The following is a 14,924-nucleotide window of genomic DNA, read 5'->3' as shown; positions in this document are numbered from 1 at the left end:
GATCGGGCGGCATCCCCTGCGGGTGCCGCCCTTTCTCATGGCGCGGCGGAATGCTATGACGCGCGCCGGACGCGAAAGGAATACCATGGAACCGATCCACATCATCGGTGCCGGCCTTGCCGGTTCGGAAGCCGCCTGGCAGATCGCCCGCGCCGGCGTGCCGGTGGTCCTGCACGAGATGCGCCCGGCCGTCGAAACCTTCGCCCATCGCACCGGCGACTGCGCGGAAATGGTCTGCTCGAACAGCTTCCGTTCGGACGACGACCGCATGAACGCCGTGGGCCAGCTGCATTGGGAAATGCGCGCGGCGGGCGGGCTGATCATGGAGATGGCCGACCGCCACCGCCTGCCGGCGGGCGGCGCCCTGGCCGTGGACCGCGACGCCTTTTCCGCCGCCGTGACCCAAGCGCTGCGCGATCAGCCTCTGGTCAGCTTCGCGCCGGGGGAAGTGACCGAACTGCCCGACAAGGGCCGCTGGATCGTCGCCACCGGACCGCTGACCTCGGCCGCGCTCGGCCAGTCGATCCTGCAGGCGACGGGCGAAGGCGCGCTGGCCTTTTTCGACGCCATTGCCCCCATCGTCCACGCCGACACCATCGACATGTCGGTCTGCTGGCGTCAAAGCCGCTATGACAAGGGCGAAACCGAGGAAGAGCGCACCGCCTATATCAACTGCCCGATGACGCGCGAGGATTACGACCGCTTCATCGACGCGCTGCTGGCGGCGGAGAAGACCGAGTTCCACGAGGGCGAAACGGCCGGCTATTTCGACGGCTGCCTGCCGATCGAGGTCATGGCCGAGCGCGGGCGCGAGACTCTGCGCCATGGCCCCATGAAGCCGGTCGGCCTGACCAATGCCCACAACCCGGCCGAAAAGCCCTATGCCGTGGTCCAGCTGCGGCGCGACAATGCGCTCGGCACGCTCTATAATATCGTGGGCTTCCAGACCAAGATGAAATATGGCGCGCAAGTTGATGTTTTTCGCCGTATTCCCGGTTTGCAGAACGCCAGCTTCGCGCGGCTGGGCGGCATCCACCGCAACACCTTCCTGAACGCCCCCAGGCTGATCGACGACCGGCTGCGGCTGCGCGCGCGCCCGAACCTGCGCTTCGCCGGCCAGGTCACGGGGGTCGAGGGCTATGTCGAATCCGCCGCCATGGGCCTGCTCGCCGGCCGCATGGCCGCCGCCGAGGCGCTGGGACGCGACTTGGCCCCGCCGCCGCCCACCACCTCGATGGGGGCGCTGGTCAACCACATCACCGGCGGCGCCGATGCCAGGACCTTTCAGCCGATGAACGTGAACTTCGGCCTCTACCCGCCGCTGGACGAGATGCGCGGCGGCCGCAAGGGGCGCAAGGACCGCTATCCGGCCTATACCGATCGCGCCAAGGCGGATTTCCAGGCATGGCTGACGACGCAGTAACCCGCTTCGCCCCGTCGCCCACGGGGCCGCTGCACCTGGGCCATGCCTATGCCGCGCTGGTGGCCGCCAACCTCGCCGCCCCGGGCCGCTTCCTGCTGCGGATCGAGGACATCGACCAAAGCCGCTGCCGCCCGGAATACGAGACGATGATCGCCGAGGACCTGCACTGGCTGGGCCTCGGCTGGCCGCTGCCGGTGATGCGCCAGTCCGACCGCCTGCCGGCCTATCGGGCGGCGCTGGACCGGCTGGCGGCGCTGGGCCTGACCTATCCCTGCCATTGCCGCCGCGCCGATATCCGCGCGGCGCTTTCGGCCCCACAGGAAGGCGCGCCGGTGATCGGGCCCGACGGCCCGGTCTATCCCGGCACCTGCCGCCATCGCAGCATGGCCGAGGCCGGGCCGGGGGACGCGATCCGCCTGAACGCGGCGGCGGCGCTGGCGCATCTGAACCTTGGGGAAATCGCTTTCGAGGATGAGAACATTGCCCCCGGCATCCCGCACCGGCTAAGCGCGGCCGACTTCGTGGCAGGCGTCGGGGACGTGGTGCTGGCGCGGCGCGGCATGGGGACCAGCTATCACCTGTCGGTCGTGGTGGATGACGCGGCGCAGGGCATCACCCTGGTCACGCGCGGCAAGGACCTGCTGGACAGCACCCATATCCATGTGCTGCTGCAACGCCTGCTGGACCTGCCGGTGCCGCGCTATCATCACCACCGCCTGATCCGGGACGCGGCCGGCAAGCGCCTTGCCAAGCGCGACGACGCGCGCGCCCTGCGGCTTTACCGGGCCGAGGGCGCGACGCCCGCCGACATCCGCAGGATGCTAGGCCTCTGATGGCTCCATGATGACCACCTCGGCGCCGTCGCGAATGGCGGTGTAAAAGCAGGACCGCCGGTTGGTGTGGCAGGCCGGGCCGGTCTGCTCGACCAGGGCCAGCAGGCAGTCGCGGTCGCAATCGACCCGCAGTTCCACCAGCGTCTGCGCATGACCCGAGCTTTCACCCTTGACCCAGAACGCCTGGCGCGAGCGTGACCAATACGTCACGCGCCCCGTCTTCAGCGTGCGCGCCACGGCATCCGCGTTCATCCACGCGACCATCAGGACCTCGCCCGACCGATGATCCTGCGCGACGGCGGGAATCAGGCCCTGAGCGTCATATTTCAGGCTGGCGGGGTCGAACATCGGCTTTCCTTTCCGCGGTGCGATGCCTATCTAATCCCGGCGCAGCCCAAGGGAAAGACCATGTCCGACAGCGACCTGATGCAGCTTTATTCCCAGCGGATCCTGGCGCTGGCCTCGGACATTCCGCATCTTGGCAAGCTGGCCGCGCCGACCGGCAGCGCGCACAAGCGGTCGCCGCAATGCGGATCGTCGGTCACCGCGCATGTCGCGATGCAGGACGGCCGCATCGCCGATTTCGCGCAGGAGGTTCGCGCTTGCGCCCTGGGCCAGGCCTCGGCCGGGGTGCTGGGGGGCGCCGTCGTGGGACGGTCACGGGACGAGATCGCCGCTGCCCGCGACCAGCTTGTGGCCATGCTGAAATCGGGCGGCCCGGCACCCGGCGCCCCCTTCGAGGCGCTGGAGACGCTGCTGCCTGCGCGCGAATTCCCGAACCGCCATGCCTCGATCCTGCTCGCGTGGGATGCGACGCTGGGCGCGATCGACGCCTCGGCGTCCTGATCCCCGATCTTGCACAAAAGAAAACCGGCCCCAAAGGGCCGGCAAGTTGCGCGCATCCGGTTCACGGGAACGATCCGGGCAGCCCAAGGCAAGGCTGCGAGCGCGGGGCAGGAACAGGGAAGGTCGGGAAGGATCAGGCCACCATCGCCACAGGCATGACGGATGGCAGGGAAAACACCAGCACCGCCGTGACGGAAATGGCAATGACGCCCAGCAAGTCGGAGAGAGTGTCGCGATTCATGTCGGTTCTCCACGGTTGTTTATGCTTTGTTCTCACCGAATCACGGAAAAGTAAAGAACTTTGTGAGAACATCCATGGAACATGGTTTTTGGCGGTGCGGTGAATCCCACCTTTTCCAGCGATTTGCGCTGTCAGCCTGCCGCGATCAGCCGGATGGCGCGGTCCTGCTCCATCAGCCACAGCAGCAATCGGACCGCGGGGGCGCGTTCCCCGGTCATCGCCGGGTCGCGGTCCAGGAAGGCCTGCGCGTCCCTGCGCGCCAGCGCCATCAGCCCGGCCTGTCGTTCCAGGTCGGCGATGCGAAAGCGCGGCAGGCCCGATTGCGCCGTGCCGATCACGTCGCCCGCGCCCCGCATCTCAAGATCCTCCTGCGCGATGCGAAACCCGTCCTCGGTTTCGCGCAGGATGGACAGGCGGCGGCGGCCGGTTTCGCTTAGCGGTTCCTGATACATCAACAGGCAGCTTGACGCACCCGAGCCGCGGCCGACCCGGCCGCGCAGCTGGTGAAGCTGGGCAAGACCAAAGCTTTCGGCCCGCTCGATCACCATGATGGTGGCCTCGGGCACGTCCACGCCGACCTCGATCACCGTCGTCGCGACCAGGATGCCCGCGCGGCCGGCGGCGAAATCCGCCATGGCGGCGTCGCGCTCCTCGGGCGGCATCTGGCCGTGGACCAGCCGCACGGCATCGCCGAACCGCGCGCGCAGCATCTTGAAGCGCGCCTCGGCGGCGGTCAGGTCCACGGCCTCGCTTTCCTCGACCAGGGGACAGACCCAATAGGCCCGGGCACCCTGATCCAGCGCCCGCGCCAGATGGTCCACCACCTCCGCAAGGCGCGAGGCGGCGATCACCGTGGTCCTGATCGGCTGTCGTCCCGGCGGTTTTTCGTCCAGCACCGACAGCTCCATGTCGCCGAATTGCGCCAGCGCCAGGGAACGCGGGATCGGCGTCGCCGTCATCACCAGCATGTCGGGCGGCAGGCCGTTGCCCTTGCTGCCCAGTTCCATCCGCTGGTTCACGCCAAAGCGGTGCTGTTCGTCGATGATGGCCAGCCGCAGGTCGTGGAAGGCGACGGTTTTCTGAAACACCGCATGGGTACCGACCAGGATGTCGATGCGCCCCTCGGCCAGGTCGGTCAGGATGTTGGCGCGCGCGTCGCCCTTGTCCCGCCCGGTCAGCGCCTCGAGCCGGATCCCCGCGAGCCGCGCCAGCGGCTCAAGCGCGCGGAAATGCTGGCGGGCCAGGATCTCGGTCGGGGCCATCAGGACGCCCTGCCCGCCCGCCTCGACCGCGTTGAGCAGCGCAAGGAACGCGACCAGAGTCTTGCCCGCGCCCACGTCGCCCTGCAGCAGCCGGTTCATCCGGCGGGGCGCGGCCATGTCGGCGGCGATCTCGGCGACGGCCCGGTCCTGCGCGCCGGTCGGGGGCCAGAGCAGGCCCGCCAGAACCCGTGCCCGCAGCCGCCCGTCGCCCTGCGTCACGATCCCCGGCAGGCGGCGACGGTCCCGGCGCAGCAGCGCGAGTGTCAGCTGATGGGCGAAAAGTTCGTCATAAGCCAGCCGCACCCGGGCCGGATCGGTCGGGGCAAGGTTCGCCATGCCCTGCGGCGCATGGGCCTGCGCCAAGGCCTGGTGCCAGCCCGGCCAGCCCTCGCGCGCGACGACCGACGGGTCGATCCACTCCCCCACCTCGGGCAGGCGCGTCAGGGCGGCGCGCACGGCCTTTTGCACCACGCCCTGGGTCAGCCGGCCCGAAAGCGGATAGACCGGCTCGAAATCCGGGGGCGGGTCCGAGGCTTCAGGGCCGATATGGTCGGGATGGACCATCTGCGCCATGCCGTCGAACAGTTCCAGCCTGCCCGAGATCAGGCGCCGGGCACCCGCCGGCAGCTGCTTTTCGATCCAGTCGCGATGCGCATGGAAGAACACCAGTTGCAGGTCCGACACGCCGTCCGACACGAACACTCGCCAGGGCCTGCCCTTGGCCGGAGGCGGGCCCACACGCTCGACCCGGACGACCAGCGTCACGATCTCGGGCGGGCGGGCCTCGGCCAGCCGGGCGATGCGGCGGCGGCGTATGCCGGAATGGGGCAGCGTCAGGATCAGGTCGCGCGGGCGCGTCACGCCCATCTGGGCAAAGGCTTCGGCCGCCTTGGGCCCGACCCCCGGCAGGGTCTCGAGCCCCGCGAACAGCGGAAACAGGGCGGGCGGGCGACCTGCGCCGGCGTGCGTCACCCCCTTGCCAGCGCCAGCCATTCGTCCTCGTCGATGACGGTGATGCCCAGTTCGGCCGCCTTCCTGGCCTTGGACCCGGCCCCGGGCCCCGCGATCAGCAGGTCCGTCTTGGCCGAAACCGAGCCCGCGACATGGGCGCCAAGCGCCTCGGCCCGGGCCTTGGCCTCGGCCCGGGTCATCTTTTCAAGGGTGCCGGTAAACACCAGGGTCTTGCCGGTGATGGCGCTGTCGGTGGCCCGCGCCTCGGGCGGAATGACGGTCAGGAAAGCCAGCAGGCGGTCGATGGCCGCGCGCTCCTTCGGGTTGGCGAAGGCGTCGGAGAGCGACATCGCGAGTGTCGGTCCGATGCCGTTGGCAGAGATCAGATCGTCCCAGGCAGAGGCGGCATCCGGCGGGACCGCGTTCGCGTCAAGCGCCGCGGCCCGCGCCTCGCTGATGCGGGCGCGCCGGCCCTCGGCGGCGGCGGCCACCCGCTCGGCGGCGGCGGCGACATCCGCTGCGCGATGGGCCAGGGCCGCCGGACGGGCACGGTCCAGCCCCTGCACCAGCGCATCCCAGGACCGGAAATGCCGGGACAGGTCAGCGGCCGCCACCTCGCCCACATGGCGGATGCCCAGCCCGAACAGCAGCCGCGCCATCGGGATCTCGCGCTTGCGGCGGATCGCCTGGAACAGGCTGGCCGCACTTTTCTCGCCCCATCCCTTGATCGCGGAAAGCGGTGTCTGCGACAGGCGCCGCAAGGCCGTCTCATGGCTTGAATTGGAAAGCTGCAGCTTTTCGACGCCCAGCGAGACCAGCAGATCGTCGTCCACCTCGGGCCGCGCGTCGGAAAGCAGCTTTGCGCCCTCGGCATCGCGGTCGGCCAGGGTGAAGATATCCGCCGGCTCGGCGATCCACCCCAGGCGATGGAACAGTTCGATCTGCTTGGCCCCCAGCCCCTCGATGTCGAAGGCAGGACGCGAGACGAAATGGCGCAGCTTTTCAACCGCCTGCGCCGGGCAGATCAAACCGCCCGTGCAGCGCCGGACCGAGTCGCCCTCTTCCCGGATCGCGGGCGAGCCGCAGTCGGGGCAGCTGTCGGGAAAGGCATAGGGTTGCGCGTCGGGCGGACGGCGCGACAGGTCCACGTCGGCCACCTTGGGGATCACGTCGCCCGCGCGATAGACCTCGACCCAATCGCCGACGCGGATATCCTTGCCGCCCCGGATCTCGCGCCCGTCGGCGCCGCGGCCGGCGATGTAATCCTCGTTGTGCAGCGTGGCGTTCGAGACGACGACGCCGCCCACCGTCACCGGGGTCAGCCGCGCGACCGGGCTCAGCGCGCCGGTGCGGCCGACCTGAATGTCGATCGCTTCCAGCCGCGTCCAGGCGCGTTCGGCGGGGAACTTGTGGGCCAGCGCCCAGCGGGGCGTGGTCGAGCGCATCCCCAGCCGCGCCTGCCATGCCAGGTCGTTGACCTTGTAGACCACCCCGTCGATGTCATAGCCCAAGGTCGCGCGCATCTGTTCGACCCGCGCCCACAGCGCCAGCATGTCCGCGACCGTGGGGCACAGCGCCATCAGCGGATTGGTCTGAAACCCCATCGCGCCCAGGCGCTGCACGGCGTCCCACTGCGTTTCGGACAGGGGCGCGCTGAGTTCGCCCCAGGCGTAGGCGAAAAAGCGCAGCGGACGCGAGGCCGTCACCGCAGGGTCGAGCTGGCGCAGCGACCCCGCCGCGGCGTTGCGCGGGTTGGCAAAGACGCGGCCGGTTCCGGCCTGGTTCAGCGCCTGGAAATCCTCGTGCGTCATGTAGACTTCGCCGCGAATCTCAAGCACGTCGGGAATGTCCTTGCCCTGCAGCGTCTGGGGAATGTCGGCGATGGTGCGGGCATTCGCGGTCACGTTCTCGCCCACCGCGCCGTCGCCCCGTGTCGAGGCCAGCACCAGCGCGCCCGCCTCGTACCGCAGGGACAGCGACAGCCCGTCGATCTTGGGCTCGCCCGTGAAGGCAAGGGGATGATCGGCGCCGAGATTCAGGAAGGATCGCACACGCTGGACGAAGGCGCGCACGTCGGCCTCGTCGAAGGCGTTTTCCAGCGACAGCATCGGCAGCGCGTGGCGCACCTTGCCGAAGCGGCTGTCCGGCGCCGCGCCGACCTGGCCCGTCGGGCTGTCGCGGCTGGCGAGTTCGGGAAAGCGCGCCTCGATCTCGGCCAGCCGGCGCTTCCTGGCATCGTAATCCGCATCGCTGATGAAGGGTGCGTCATCGGCGTGATAAGCGGTATTGGCGCGCTGCAATTCATCGACCAGCGCGGCAACCTCATCCGCGGCCGCGGCCGGGTCCAGGGTTTCGACCGCCGGCAGTTCCCCCGGCGCGGGCTGCCCCTGGATATCGTCTTGCGCCACCCCTGCCTCCAGTCTTTCGGCCCTGGCAGGGCCCCTCGTCAGGGTCATGGTGATAGCGGTCCGGGCGCCGCCTTGTCCAGCATCCAAAGGCGGAGTGCTGTGGACAGGGAGGCGGGCTATCCTGTCGCGGTCGATCAGACCTGGTCCTGCCGCTGGCGATTGCGGCGGCGCCAATCGGGCCGAGGCGCCGCCGCTCTGCCCGCGTCAGGCGCGAAGCGCCATGCGTTCCGCCGCCAGCCCTTCGGCGACCGGGTCGCGCAGGACATAGCCCCTGCCCCACACCGTCTCGATATGGCTTTCGCCGTTCAGCGCAGCGGCCAGCTTCTTGCGCAGCTTGCAGACGAAGACGTCGATGATCTTCAGTTCCGGCTCGTCCATGCCCCCGTAAAGATGGTTCAGGAACATCTCCTTGGTCAGCGTCGTGCCCTTGCGCAGGCTCAGCAGTTCCAGGATCTGGTACTCCTTGCCGGTCAGGTTCAGCGACTTGCCGCCCACCTCGACCGAGCGCGCGTCCAGGTTCACCACCATCTCGCCCGTGCGGATCACCGACTGGCTGTGGCCCTTGGAACGGCGGATGATCGCCTGGATGCGGGCGACCAGTTCATCCCGATTAAATGGTTTGGTCATGTAATCGTCAGCCCCGAAGCCAAAGCCGCGCAACTTGCTTTCCGTGTCGTCCGAGCCGGTCAGGATCAGGATCGGCGTGTCGACGCGGGACATGCGGATCTGGCGCAGGACTTCCATCCCGTGCATGTCGGGCAGGTCCAGGTCCAGCAGGATCAGGTCGTAGTCATAGAGCTTGGCCAGGTCGATGCCTTCTTCGCCCATGTCCGTCCGATAGACGTTGTAATTGGCATGGGTCAGCATCAGTTCGATGCTGCGCGCGGTGGTCGGATCGTCCTCGACAAGAAGGATTCGCATTTCGTAAAGCCCCTGGGTGAACCGTAATGCACAATAGCTGGCATGAAATGGTTAATATCCTGTTACCGACGATCCTGCCTCATACAAAACAGCTTAAAGTTGTCTAAATTTTTGCAACTGCGTGATTTTCAACGCGTTCCGCCCGTGCCGCCCGACCGCCGCGACCCAGCCGTCGAATTCCTCCTCGGTCAGGTCATAGCGCTGGATCGCTTCGGTCCGCGGCAAAAGCCCGTGTTCCACCGCCGCGACCACCACCGCCTTGCGGCTGGCGACCCAGCGCGTGTCGCGTGGCGGCAAGTCGGCCAAGGTCAGGACCGTCCCATCGGCCAGGATCGCCGTCCGAGGGCCATGCGTTTTTTTCAAGAACATCAGCAATTTCCTGTCTTCCATATCCATGGTTCTGGCAGAAAATCCTTAAGCTGCGGTGAAAACCGAACCGGGCGGTACTCCTCTTGGCCTTGAGAATTGCGCCAATTTTCCTATAACTGTAACGAACTGCAGCCCGCCACCAAGCCTCCCGGGTCGGCAAAGGACGATCCAATGACAGCCCACAGCCCCGCCACGCGCCTTGCAGCGCCCGACAATACATTGAACTCGCTTGGTTTTGCGAAAAGCCCGGCAGACACCCGCGTGGTCGTCGCCATGTCGGGCGGGGTCGACAGTTCCGTCGTCGCCGCCATGCTGGCAGCCGAAGGGTATGACGTGATCGGCGTCACCTTGCAGCTTTACGACCACGGCGCGGCGCTGGCGAAAAAGGGCGCCTGCTGCGCGGGCCAGGATATCCACGACGCGCGCCGCGTCGCCGAGCGGATCGGGTTCCCGCATTATGTCCTTGATTACGAAAACAAGTTCCGCGAATCCGTGATCGAGGAATTCGCCGATGCCTATCTGGCCGGCGCCACCCCGGTGCCCTGCATTCGCTGCAACGAACGGGTCAAGTTCCGCGACCTGCTGCAGACCGCGCGCGAGCTTGACGCCGATTGCATGGCGACCGGGCACTATATCCGGCGCTTCGACGGGACGAACGGGGCCGAGTTGCATATGGCCGCCGACCCGAATCGCGACCAGAGCTATTTCCTGTTCTCGACCACGGCGGAACAGCTTGATTTCCTGCGCTTTCCGCTTGGGGGGCTTGCCAGCAAGGCGGAAACGCGGGCCTTGGCCGCACGCTTTGGCCTGGCCGTGGCCGACAAGCCCGACAGCCAGGACATCTGCTTTGTCCCCAACGGCAATTATGCCAGCGTGATCGAGAAGCTGCGTCCCGGCGCCGCCGACCCGGGCGAGATCGTGGACCTGGACGGCAACGTCCTAGGCACGCATCGCGGGGTGATCCACTACACGATCGGGCAGCGGCGGGGCCTGGGGATCGGAGGCCTTGGCGATCCGCTGTATGTCGTCCGGCTGGAGCCCGATGCCCGGCGCGTGGTGGTGGGTCCGAAACAGGCGCTGGCGACAAGGATCGTGCCGGTGACCGAGGTGAACTGGCTGGGCGACGAGCCCCTGACCAGAGAAATCGCGATCAACGCGCGCATCCGTTCGACCCGCCCACCCCGGCCCGCGATCCTGCGGCCGACCGGCGACGGCCGGGCAGAGGTCGAGCTTCTGGACCCGGAGGAAGGCGTCAGCCCCGGCCAGGCCTGCGTCTTTTACGCGACCGAGGGCACGCGCGTCCTGGGCGGGGGCTGGATCGCCCACCGCCGCGCAGCCTAGGCCGCGGCGGCCAGCAGGCGGATCCGTTCGACCATGGCGCGCAGCCCGTTCGAACGCTGCGCCGAGAGGTGTTCCTCCAGCCCCAGGCGGCGCAGTTCGGCGGGGGCGTCGATGGCGGCGACCTGCCCGACCGGAACGCCGGAATAAAGCGCATGCAGGATCGCGATCAGACCGCGCACGATCAGCGCGTCGCTGTCGCCCTGGAAATCGAAGGTTCCGCCATCGATCCGAGGCATGATCCAGACCTGGCTGGCGCAACCCTCGACCTTGGTCGCCGGCACTTGCAGGGCCGGGTCCATAGCCGGCATCGCCTTGCCCAGTTCGATCACATGGCGATAGCGCTCTTCCCAGTCCTCGAGAAAATCGAAGGTTTCGGCGATTTCTTCAAAGGCGGGCGTGGCCATGAGATGTCCTTTCAGCGCGGGCGTCCCGGCATAGCGCGGCCGGCCCGCAAGGTCAAAGAGGCTTTCGTCACCGCGCAGTTTGGCCTATCACTCGCGCCAAGGACAGCGACGATGGGGACAGCGGATGCGGATCGGGACTTGGGCCAGCATGGGCATGGTGCTGCTGGCGGCGGCGGGTTGCGCCCGCCTCAGCGAAAGCCGGCTGAACCCGATGGGCTGGTTCGGCGGCGGGTCAAGCCAGCCGACCACCCTGATGCCCGAGGGCGGCTATCCGACTGCCCGGGACGATGCACGGCTGGGCCTTGCCCACATCACCTCGGCCCGGTGGGAGCCGCTTTACGAAGGCCGGATACTGGTCGTGACGGCCGTGCCCGCGACGCAGGGCTGGTGGGACGTCGCGCTGGTGACGGAAATGCGGATGCCGCCCGGCCGCATCCAGCCCGACCAGGACGACGGCGTGCTGCGGCTGCGGCTGGTCGGCCATCCCCCGCCCCAGGGCAGCGCAGCATCGCGGCGCGCAGCCAACCCGGCTTCGGACAGCGTGACCGCCGCCCTGACCCTGTCGAACGAGGCGCTGGCCGATATCCGCGAGGTCATCATCACCGGCGCCGGCAACGCGGTCAGCCTGCGCCGCTGAAAAGGCGGCCATGAAAAAGGGCGCCGATGGCACCCTTACATGGGTAGCAACCGCTCCTCCCCGAACGGTTCAGACCATCTTGCGCAGATAGGTCCAGGTCGGGACCAGCGCATTGCGCGCCACCGACCAGCTTTCCGCGTCGCCCAGATATTCGAACCCGCAATTGGTCAGGACCCGGGCCGAGCCGGGATTGTCCTGGAACGCCTCGGCAAACAGCGTGCGCGAGCCGTGCGGGTTCGCATCCACCAGGGCTGCGACCGCCTCGGTCGCAAAGCCGGTGTTCCAGAACCCCGCCCCGATCCAGAAGCCCAGTTCGGACTGCGAATCCTCAAGCCGGGTCAACGAGACCACGCCCAGCAATTCGGCCAGCTTGTTCGCGGACCCGTCGATGGCCCAGACATCCTCGTCCCGGTCGGGCGACATCGCACGGCGCACATAGCTTTCCGTGGCGCCCGGCGGCAGCGGATGCGGGATCGAGCGCGTCCCCTCCGCCACGCGGCGATCCTGGGTGTAATGCGCGATCAGCCCGACGTCGGACGCCCGAAGCGGGCGCAGGACAAAGCGCTCGGTCGCGATCACGACCTGCTGCTGCGGTGGTGGCGCGATCAGTTCATTCATCGATTCCTCCCTCGTACTCGCAAATGATATGGGCATTAATCCTGAAATATCTAAGGGGACCGGCTTGCGCCGATCCCCTTTTTAACACCTTGGGTGTTAAGAACGGCTTACTCGGCAGCCTCGAGATTCGCGGGCAGCACGGAAATATAGGTGCGGCCCTTGAGGCCCTTGCGGAAGCTGATCTGACCGTCGGTCAGCGCAAACAGGGTGTGGTCGCGGCCCATGCCGACGTTCGCGCCCGGCCACCAGGTGGTGCCGCGCTGACGCACGATGATGTTGCCGGCGACGGCCTGCTGACCGCCGAACAGTTTCACGCCCAGACGGCGGCCGGCCGAATCGCGACCGTTGCGGGACGAACCGCCTGCTTTCTTGTGTGCCATGGGTTCAGTCTCCTCAGTTGGCGGTTTCGACGCGGGTGCGAGCGCCCACGGCGGCTTTCACGTCGGTCTTGTCCGCGCCGCTTTCCAGCAGGTCGGTGACGCGGATCAGCGTCAGCTGCTGGCGGTGCCCACGGGTGCGCTGCGAGGAATGCTTCCGGCGGCGCTTGACATAGGTGATGACCTTGTCGGCCTTGATCGTGTCGATCACCTCGGCCTGCACGGCGGCGCCCGAAACCAGCGGCGCGCCGATGGTCGAGCCGATCATCAGCACTTCGTTGAACTGCACCTTGTCGCCGGCCTCGGCGTTCAGTTTTTCGACGCGCAGCACGTCACCGGATTGGACCCGGTACTGCTTGCCGCCCGTCTTGAGAACTGCGAACATTCGCTTCTTCCTTGTTTCCCCGCGTCCTGCGGCCCTTGCGATGCAAGTGTTCGGTGGGTTTCCCCGCCTTCGGACAGCGCACCCTGGAAGGGGTGAGATTAAAAATAACACGCCGGCAACGGGCAAAGGCCCGGCCGGTCGCGGTCATATGGCGGATTCGCCCGGCAAAGTCAATGCCGTTCCCCAGTTCAGGCGGCCAGTTCACCGGCCAGTGAATTGGGGGCGCTGCGGGTGATGCGGACGCGGACCAGATCGCCCACGCGGGCCTGCGGCGCCTCGACAAAGACGGCATGCAGATAGTCGGACTTGCCCACCATCTGCCCCGGCATCCGGCCGGGTTTCTCGAACAGGACGCCCAGCTCGCGCCCGACCATGCCGGCCTGTGCGGCCTTCTGCTGGCTCGTCAGCAAGGCCTGCAGCTCCTGCAAGCGGGCGTCGGCCAGGTCGCTGTCGACCTCGGGGCGGTCATAGGCTGGAGTGCCCGGGCGCGGCGAGTATTTGAAGCTGAAGGCGGTGCCGAAATTCACCCGCCGCACCAGGTCCAGCGTGCCATGGTGGTCGGCGTCCGTCTCGCCCGGGAAGCCCACGATGAAATCGCTGGTCAGCATGATGTCGGGGCGCGCGTCGCGGATGCGGTCGATCAGGCGCAGATACTGGTCCACCGTATGCTTGCGGTTCATCGCCTTGAGGATACGGTCCGAACCCGACTGCACCGGCAGGTGCAGATAGGGCATCAGCTTCGGCTCGGACCGATGCGCCTCGATCAGGTCGTCGGCCATGTCGTTGGGGTGGCTGGTGGTATAGCGGATGCGATCCAGCCCGTCGATTTCGGCCAGCGCCCGGATCAGGCGACCGAAACCCCATTCGCCGCCGTCCCCCTCGCCATGCCAGCCGTTGACGTTCTGGCCCAGAAGCGTGATCTCGCGCACCCCGCGCGACACCAGGTCGCGGGCCTCGGCCATGATGCGGCTGACGGGGCGCGAGACCTCGGCGCCGCGCGTATAGGGCACCACGCAAAAGGCGCAGAACTTGTCGCAGCCCTCCTGCACAGTCAGGAAGGCGGCCGGCGCGCGACGCGTGGCGGCGGGTTTCGGCAGGTGCTCGAACTTGTCCTCGGCGGGGAATTCGGTATCGATGCCGCCGCCGGCGCGCGCCATGGCGGGCAGGCGGTGATAGGCCTGCGGGCCGACGACCAGGTCGACGATGGGCATGCGGCGCTGGATCTCGGCGCCTTCGGCCTGGGCCACGCAGCCGGCGACGCCGATCTTCAGGTCGGGACGCTCGGCCTTCAGGGGCTTCAGCCGGCCAAGATCGGAATACAGCTTCTCGGCCGCCTTTTCGCGGATGTGGCAGGTGTTCAGCAGCACCATGTCCGCCTCGGCCTGGTTCTCGGTCAGCACATAGCCCTCGGCGCCCATGGCCTCGGCCATGCGCTGGCTGTCATAGACGTTCATCTGGCAGCCGTAGGTCTTGATGAAAAGCTTCTTCGCTGCCGTGGTCTTGGCTTGGTCCGTCATGCCGCGCTGTCCTTGAGGTTGCGCTGCTGATACAGGAAAGCCCAGGATTTGCAAAGCCACGACAAGGATGCCCGATGAGCGACGAATACGTCTATGACGAGGAAAGCGGCGAATGGCTGCCCGCCAGCGAGATCGCGGCGCGCAAGACAACGGTGGTGCGCGACGCCGCCGGTAACGAACTGGCCGACGGCGACCAGGTCGTCCTGGTCAAGGACCTGAAGGTCAAGGGCGCGGGCCAGACGCTGAAACAGGGCACGGTGATCCGCTCGATCCGGCTGACCGACAACCCCGAGGAAATCGACTGCCGCCACGACACGATCAAGGGGCTGGTGCTGCGCACCGAATTCGTGCGCAAGCGCTGAGGTCCGGCGAACTGCCGTTTCGCGCCCTG

At 67.6% G+C, this 14,924-nt stretch carries 16 protein-coding genes; 6 read left to right on the top strand and 10 right to left on the bottom strand.

What is annotated here, in order from left to right; all coding sequences use genetic code 11:
* Window positions 1-85 precede the first annotated feature (85 nt).
* Together trmFO and gluQRS are read left to right on the top strand one after the other, a co-directional pair.
* Window positions 86-1,423: a methylenetetrahydrofolate--tRNA-(uracil(54)-C(5))-methyltransferase (FADH(2)-oxidizing) TrmFO gene (trmFO, locus tag BU28_RS0120280; RefSeq protein WP_028721047.1), complete on the top strand. Its 1,338-nt coding sequence runs from the start codon at window positions 86-88 to the stop codon at window positions 1,421-1,423.
* Complete coding sequence (gluQRS, locus tag BU28_RS0120275; protein ID WP_028721046.1) at window positions 1,405-2,256, top strand: tRNA glutamyl-Q(34) synthetase GluQRS; 852 nt, start codon at window positions 1,405-1,407, stop codon at window positions 2,254-2,256. Before trmFO ends, gluQRS begins: the two co-directional genes overlap by 19 nt.
* Here gluQRS and hisI read toward each other — a convergent pair.
* Complete coding sequence (gene hisI / locus BU28_RS0120270; RefSeq protein WP_028721045.1) at window positions 2,245-2,604, bottom strand: phosphoribosyl-AMP cyclohydrolase; 360 nt, start codon at window positions 2,602-2,604, stop codon at window positions 2,245-2,247. The two genes, gluQRS and hisI, sit on opposite strands and share 12 nt — an antisense overlap.
* Before the next feature lie 60 nt (window positions 2,605-2,664).
* Between hisI and BU28_RS0120265 the strand changes: the two genes are divergently transcribed.
* Window positions 2,665-3,102 carry an iron-sulfur cluster assembly scaffold protein gene (locus BU28_RS0120265; protein WP_028721044.1) on the top strand — a complete coding sequence of 146 codons (438 nt, stop codon included), beginning with the start codon at window positions 2,665-2,667 and terminating at the stop codon, window positions 3,100-3,102.
* Between the two features lie 372 nt (window positions 3,103-3,474).
* Here the strand turns inward: BU28_RS0120265 and recG are convergent, their stop codons facing one another.
* The 4 genes from recG to sciP all read right to left on the bottom strand — a co-directional run bounded on the left by recG (window position 3,475) and on the right by sciP (window position 9,254).
* Entirely contained in the window at window positions 3,475-5,598 is a 2,124-nt protein-coding gene (gene recG, locus BU28_RS0120255) for an ATP-dependent DNA helicase RecG (RefSeq protein ID WP_051578349.1), read from the bottom strand.
* Entirely contained in the window at window positions 5,574-8,012 is a 2,439-nt protein-coding gene (gene ligA, locus BU28_RS0120250; RefSeq protein ID WP_081791492.1) for an NAD-dependent DNA ligase LigA, read from the bottom strand. The genes recG and ligA overlap by 25 nt, the downstream gene beginning before the upstream one ends.
* Before the next feature lie 156 nt (window positions 8,013-8,168).
* Window positions 8,169-8,885: a response regulator transcription factor CtrA gene (gene ctrA / locus BU28_RS0120245; RefSeq protein ID WP_028721041.1), complete on the bottom strand. Its 717-nt coding sequence runs from the start codon at window positions 8,883-8,885 to the stop codon at window positions 8,169-8,171.
* Between the two features lie 93 nt (window positions 8,886-8,978).
* Window positions 8,979-9,254, bottom strand: coding sequence for a CtrA inhibitor SciP (gene sciP / locus BU28_RS0120240; RefSeq protein ID WP_028721040.1), 276 nt, complete (start codon window positions 9,252-9,254; stop codon window positions 8,979-8,981).
* A 171-nt stretch (window positions 9,255-9,425) separates the two neighbouring features.
* On the opposite strand from sciP, the gene mnmA reads away from it, so the two are divergent.
* Entirely contained in the window at window positions 9,426-10,595 is a 1,170-nt protein-coding gene (gene mnmA, locus BU28_RS0120235) for a tRNA 2-thiouridine(34) synthase MnmA (RefSeq protein ID WP_036763827.1), read from the top strand.
* On the opposite strand, the gene BU28_RS0120230 is transcribed toward mnmA, so the two are convergent.
* Entirely contained in the window at window positions 10,592-10,999 is a 408-nt protein-coding gene (locus tag BU28_RS0120230) for a SufE family protein (RefSeq protein WP_028721038.1), read from the bottom strand. The two genes, mnmA and BU28_RS0120230, sit on opposite strands and share 4 nt — an antisense overlap.
* 124 nt (window positions 11,000-11,123) lie before the next feature.
* On the opposite strand from BU28_RS0120230, the gene BU28_RS0120225 reads away from it, so the two are divergent.
* Entirely contained in the window at window positions 11,124-11,636 is a 513-nt protein-coding gene (locus BU28_RS0120225) for a hypothetical protein (RefSeq protein WP_051578348.1), read from the top strand.
* 69 nt (window positions 11,637-11,705) lie between these two features.
* Here BU28_RS0120225 and BU28_RS0120220 read toward each other — a convergent pair whose 3' ends face one another.
* The 4 genes from BU28_RS0120220 to miaB all read right to left on the bottom strand — a co-directional run bounded on the left by BU28_RS0120220 (window position 11,706) and on the right by miaB (window position 14,533).
* Window positions 11,706-12,254, bottom strand: coding sequence for a GNAT family N-acetyltransferase (locus tag BU28_RS0120220; protein ID WP_028721036.1), 549 nt, complete (start codon window positions 12,252-12,254; stop codon window positions 11,706-11,708).
* Window positions 12,255-12,361: 107 nt separating this feature from the next.
* Entirely contained in the window at window positions 12,362-12,634 is a 273-nt protein-coding gene (rpmA, locus tag BU28_RS0120215) for a 50S ribosomal protein L27 (protein WP_028721035.1), read from the bottom strand.
* Between the two features lie 13 nt (window positions 12,635-12,647).
* A complete protein-coding gene (rplU, locus tag BU28_RS0120210; protein ID WP_028721034.1) occupies window positions 12,648-13,016 on the bottom strand; it encodes a 50S ribosomal protein L21 in 369 nt (122 codons plus the stop codon).
* A 188-nt stretch (window positions 13,017-13,204) separates the two neighbouring features.
* Window positions 13,205-14,533 (bottom strand): tRNA (N6-isopentenyl adenosine(37)-C2)-methylthiotransferase MiaB, encoded by a 1,329-nt coding sequence (gene miaB, locus BU28_RS0120205; protein WP_028721033.1) that lies wholly within the window; start codon window positions 14,531-14,533, stop codon window positions 13,205-13,207.
* A 74-nt stretch (window positions 14,534-14,607) separates the two neighbouring features.
* Here miaB and BU28_RS0120200 point away from each other — a divergent pair, with 74 nt between their 5' ends.
* Window positions 14,608-14,895 (top strand): alkylphosphonate utilization protein, encoded by a 288-nt coding sequence (locus BU28_RS0120200; protein WP_028721032.1) that lies wholly within the window; start codon window positions 14,608-14,610, stop codon window positions 14,893-14,895.
* Window positions 14,896-14,924 lie beyond the last annotated feature (29 nt).

The sequence above is a fragment of the Paracoccus yeei ATCC BAA-599 genome (genome assembly GCF_000622145.1).
GTDB classification, from domain to species: domain Bacteria; phylum Pseudomonadota; class Alphaproteobacteria; order Rhodobacterales; family Rhodobacteraceae; genus Paracoccus; species Paracoccus yeei.
This window is presented reverse-complemented; position numbering and strand designations above follow the sequence as displayed.